This window comes from Acinetobacter sp. HR7, from assembly GCF_000773685.1.
Lineage (GTDB): Bacteria > Pseudomonadota > Gammaproteobacteria > Pseudomonadales > Moraxellaceae > Acinetobacter > Acinetobacter thermotolerans.
In genome coordinates, this window is the sequence record NZ_JPQO01000129.1 from 1 (window position 1) to 4,204 (window position 4,204).

Annotated in this window: 3 protein-coding genes; 1 reads left to right on the top strand and 2 read right to left on the bottom strand. The window is 37.9% G+C overall.

Going from position 1 to position 4,204, the window contains the following annotated elements:
• Positions 1-1,274 precede the first annotated feature (1,274 nt).
• Positions 1,275-1,739: a MarR family winged helix-turn-helix transcriptional regulator gene (locus GW12_RS06085; protein WP_034584890.1), complete on the top strand. Its 465-nt coding sequence runs from the start codon at positions 1,275-1,277 to the stop codon at positions 1,737-1,739.
• Positions 1,740-1,822: 83 nt separating this feature from the next.
• On the opposite strand, the gene GW12_RS06090 is transcribed toward GW12_RS06085, so the two are convergent.
• Positions 1,823-2,488, bottom strand: a complete 666-nt coding sequence (locus tag GW12_RS06090; RefSeq protein WP_034584892.1) for an SOS response-associated peptidase family protein — start codon at positions 2,486-2,488, stop codon at positions 1,823-1,825.
• A gap of 79 nt (positions 2,489-2,567) precedes the next feature.
• A complete protein-coding gene (locus GW12_RS06095) occupies positions 2,568-4,013 on the bottom strand; it encodes an aldehyde dehydrogenase family protein (RefSeq protein WP_034584894.1) in 1,446 nt (481 codons plus the stop codon).
• Positions 4,014-4,204: the final 191 nt, after the last annotated feature.

Genomic DNA, 4,204 nt, shown 5'->3' on the forward strand with positions numbered 1-4,204 from the left:
ATGTGGTTATTCGCCGATTCAATTTGAAAAGCTTATTTAAAGTTGAGATTGGCGTTCTTTTTAAGTTGTTGATATTTAATATAACCAATAGCAAATAATGTCGATCTCATCAAGTTTTATGAAAATTATGTCAGATAAATCCGATAAATGGTTTTAAGACAGATATAATGCAATAGAGGCTATTAACCTTTCTTAAAGTGTTTAGATCTTTCTACTATCGAGGTCACATTATTTAGAAATAAAAAAGCTGGCAAATATGTCTTTGCTGATCCTACCTATACCATATTATGAATATCATTCGAACCTAATAATGAGACTGGATAATGAATATTCCCCCTTTGGATCAGATTGCTCTCTATATCCACTTCGAACACTTCCACTTAAAGCTTAATCATTGGCCTAAAACCATCAGCAATTTTGTGATGATAACCTTTATAGAAAATATAGATCCTAGGGCTACAGGCTAAACAATGTTAGAAGTTAAACGAGTATAAGCAACGTGCATAGTAAAATTATGTCTTGATTTTCTCGGACAATTTATATGCAACCCTGACAGTACTTTGTAAAGAAGGTATAAGCTAAGCTCGAGTAGAACTCGAATAGAATCAATGCAGAATATGAGAGACTATCTTTGAAAGATCATATATCTGTAAATGTTTTAATCTATGAAATATAGCAAGGCTAATTCTAAGGATTTTAATCACCTCTCAATATTTAGGCTTATCAAGATTGAAAATATAACCGATTAGATGATCTCTTCGACTTAATTCATCCACTTTAGTCCAGCTCAGAATTGTTTAGATAAGCTATGTAATCCCACCATTTATTGATTTGCTAATGCATTCAAAATATCCAGAGGCATCATTAATCTTTACTGAACAAGCACCAAAAACCTCATTTCATGCAAAATTCATCACATTTTTAGGCTTATTTATGAATTGATACAAATTTATAGCGAGCCTGTGTCCACTATGAGAAATCTTTGATACTCACATGATAATTCTAAGCCCTTATTTCCATTCATATTATTTTCTTCTTAAGTATTTAAATCATCAAATTTCCCGACGTATGACCATATTTCACTGATAACATTGCACTAAAAAGACTGTAAACTATCGACTTTCCCAGCCATTATGCAGTTTGTGGGAATTGTTAGCGATATTAAAAACAATGCAGCACATTCTGTCGATTTTATAAGAAATAATGGTTGAATTTTATATAAACAATTGCATAAAATAAAACCGCCTGAGAAAAATAAATACAAGGAAACTGCTATGACTAAAAAGTATGCTAAGTTTTTACCATCTACTGAAGAATTCTCTTTAGAAAATTTCCCATACTACTGGGTTACTCAAGTCCACGCACAATATGTTCTCAATGTTGACCATGCCTTAAAAAAATACGGTGTAGATAATTCACGTCGTCGTATTCTATTGGCACTGAAAGCAAAACCACATGCAAGTGTTTCTGAGCTCTCAGAAATGGTGGTCTCTAAAATGTCAACGACGACTAAAATTGTTTACCGCTTAAAAGATGAGGGTCTAGTGGATACCTATTCTTGTGAAGATGATGCACGTATTACCCGTGTTGTCCTCACTGAGAAAGGACAAGAAATGACTCACAAAATCAACGATCTGACCAATATTGTTCTGGAACAATCATTTGAAGGCTTAACACCGCTTCAAATTGAAAAGACCATGGAAAGTCTTCGTCATATCTTCAAAAATCTTGCGCGCTGATCTCCTGCTATAACAATCAGGCCATGTCGTAAAGATTTAAGACAGAAAGATGAATTTTAGGCTAGGTTCATCTTTCTGTTTTTTCAATCCTCATCAAAAAAGTTCAGTTGGGGTGTTTCTTTATTCACCTTCTCTTTTGGAACATGAGAACATTCAAATTCCTCAACAGGAAATCCCTCTACAAAAGACTGAATATTCGGTGTTGTCATACTTAACCACTCATCCAAACGATGATGTGGAATCACAATCACTGATCGTTTGATATTTCCCGGTTCATGAAATTCCTTCATCATGGGATGGTCAATCGCGTCCATAGTAATCATGGTACTGGAACGGACAATTTCATCCTGTACTCGTGCAATCTCATATAAGGCTGCAATATAAAAGGCTTTGCCATCTTTACGCCGGACACCCCAGCGCTGTGGCTTATTATCAAAATATTTAGACTCATAAAATTCTGATACTGGAATTACGCCAAATTTGCATTTTGCGGTCGCCTCAGCAAAGGTTGGTTTTTGCAACAAGGTTTCATTACGCGCATTATAGGTACGTGTACCAATTGTTTTATCTTCTGCCCATTTCGGAATCAGACCAAAATTAACCAAGCGCCATTCCAGGCCCTGATCAGATTTGAATAATAACGGCAACTGGTAATGGGGATAGACTTCTTCAGGATATTCAAATGGAATGTCCGGAAGATTCAGATCATGCAATTGCTGCACAGTGAGTGGTTTAAAGTTGGCACACATATAGTCTTTAAAAACAAAAAATCACCGAAACATTATAATGCTCCGGTGATCTCTGCCCTGTATGTTTTTGCTAACCAGATTAAACCTTTGGTACTGTCATCCAGTGTGTACGGGTAAATTCTTCAAAAATCCAACGACCGTTAAAACGGCCCAATCCCGAATTTTTCTCCCCACCAAAAGGTGCATTTGGCTGATCAGCGACAGTAATCCCATTGATATGGGTCATACCCGCATCGATCTGCATAGCAAAACGTTCTCCACGCTCAAGATTTGATGTACATACAGCACTCGACAAACCAAAACGTGAGTTATTCGCCAGGATCAAGGCATGCTCTTCATCATCTGCTTTGATAATTGGCAATATCGGGCCAAAACTTTCTTCCTGCGCAATCTCAAAATATGGATCAACATGAGTAAAGATATGCGGTGAAACCAGATTACCTTCAATACCAGCTTCATAGACGAGTTCTGCACCAATCTGTTTGGCATGCTCAATAATCTTACGATGTTTTTCAACCTGGCTCTGGTTGATGACCGGACCAATAATAGTATCCGGTAAGTTTGGATCACCGACTGGAATGGTTTTCACACGTTCCACCAATTTTTCGATATATGCATCATGCAAGCTTTCGTCGACAATGACCCGGTTAGTACTCATACAGATCTGACCTTGGTGCATAAAACGTCCCATTACCGTCAATTCTACCGCCAAATCCAGATCGGCATCATCCAGAATAACTAATGGAGCATTTCCACCGAGCTCCAATGCCAGTCGCTTAATACGGGAACTTGCCAAAGCTTTACTACCGACACTTTGACCTACTTCTGTAGAACCAGTAAATGAAATCAGTTTTGGGATCGGATGTTCCACAAAATAGTCTCCGATTTCCTTACCTGTACCCACAACGACATTTAAAGCCCCATGTGGGGCTCCTGCTTCTTCAAACAGTTTACCCAATAAAGTTCCACCCGTTACAGGCGTATCACTCGCAGGTTTGAGCACTACTGTATTTCCGCAAGCGAGTGCAGTCACTACCGAGCGCATAGACAAATGAAACGGAAAATTCCACGGACTAATCACCGCAATCACACCAAGAGGTTTTCTTACCACAAAACTGCGACGTGCTGGATCAAGACTTTCTAATTCTTCTTTTTTGATAAGGTCTGGAAATTTAGAACTTTCTTGAATGATCCCGAGTGCAGCATCCACTTCAATATTGGCCTTAAAACGAGTACTGCCTGATTCCATAATCAGCCAGTTCACAATTTCCTCACGTCGACGCTGAATAATGCTGGTCAGATTCTGAATCAGTTTTATACGTACTGGAATTGAAGCTAAGGCTTCCTGTTCAAAAGTTAACAATGCAGCTTCGTAAGCATCATCCACATCCTCAGTGCTGGCTGCTTTTAAACTAAAGATTTCCTGCTGGGTATAGGGATTAATATTTTGAAGGGTATGAGTTGAGCCACCCTGCCGCCATTGCCCAGCAATAAATTGTTGATCTAGGTTTTGATAGGTTGTCATTTTCATCCCTGCAACTTGCCGATTTTTCTCTACTTTATCAGAACATTGCGTTAGAACGCAGCTCAGCGACGTTTTGTTACGTTTAGCAAAATAAAGTTATATGTTCTGAGTACTATTATTTTAGTAAATCTATGAATAGCTGAAAAAATTTTAGATATATGAGGCAATAAAATGTCTTGTCCTGAAATAGA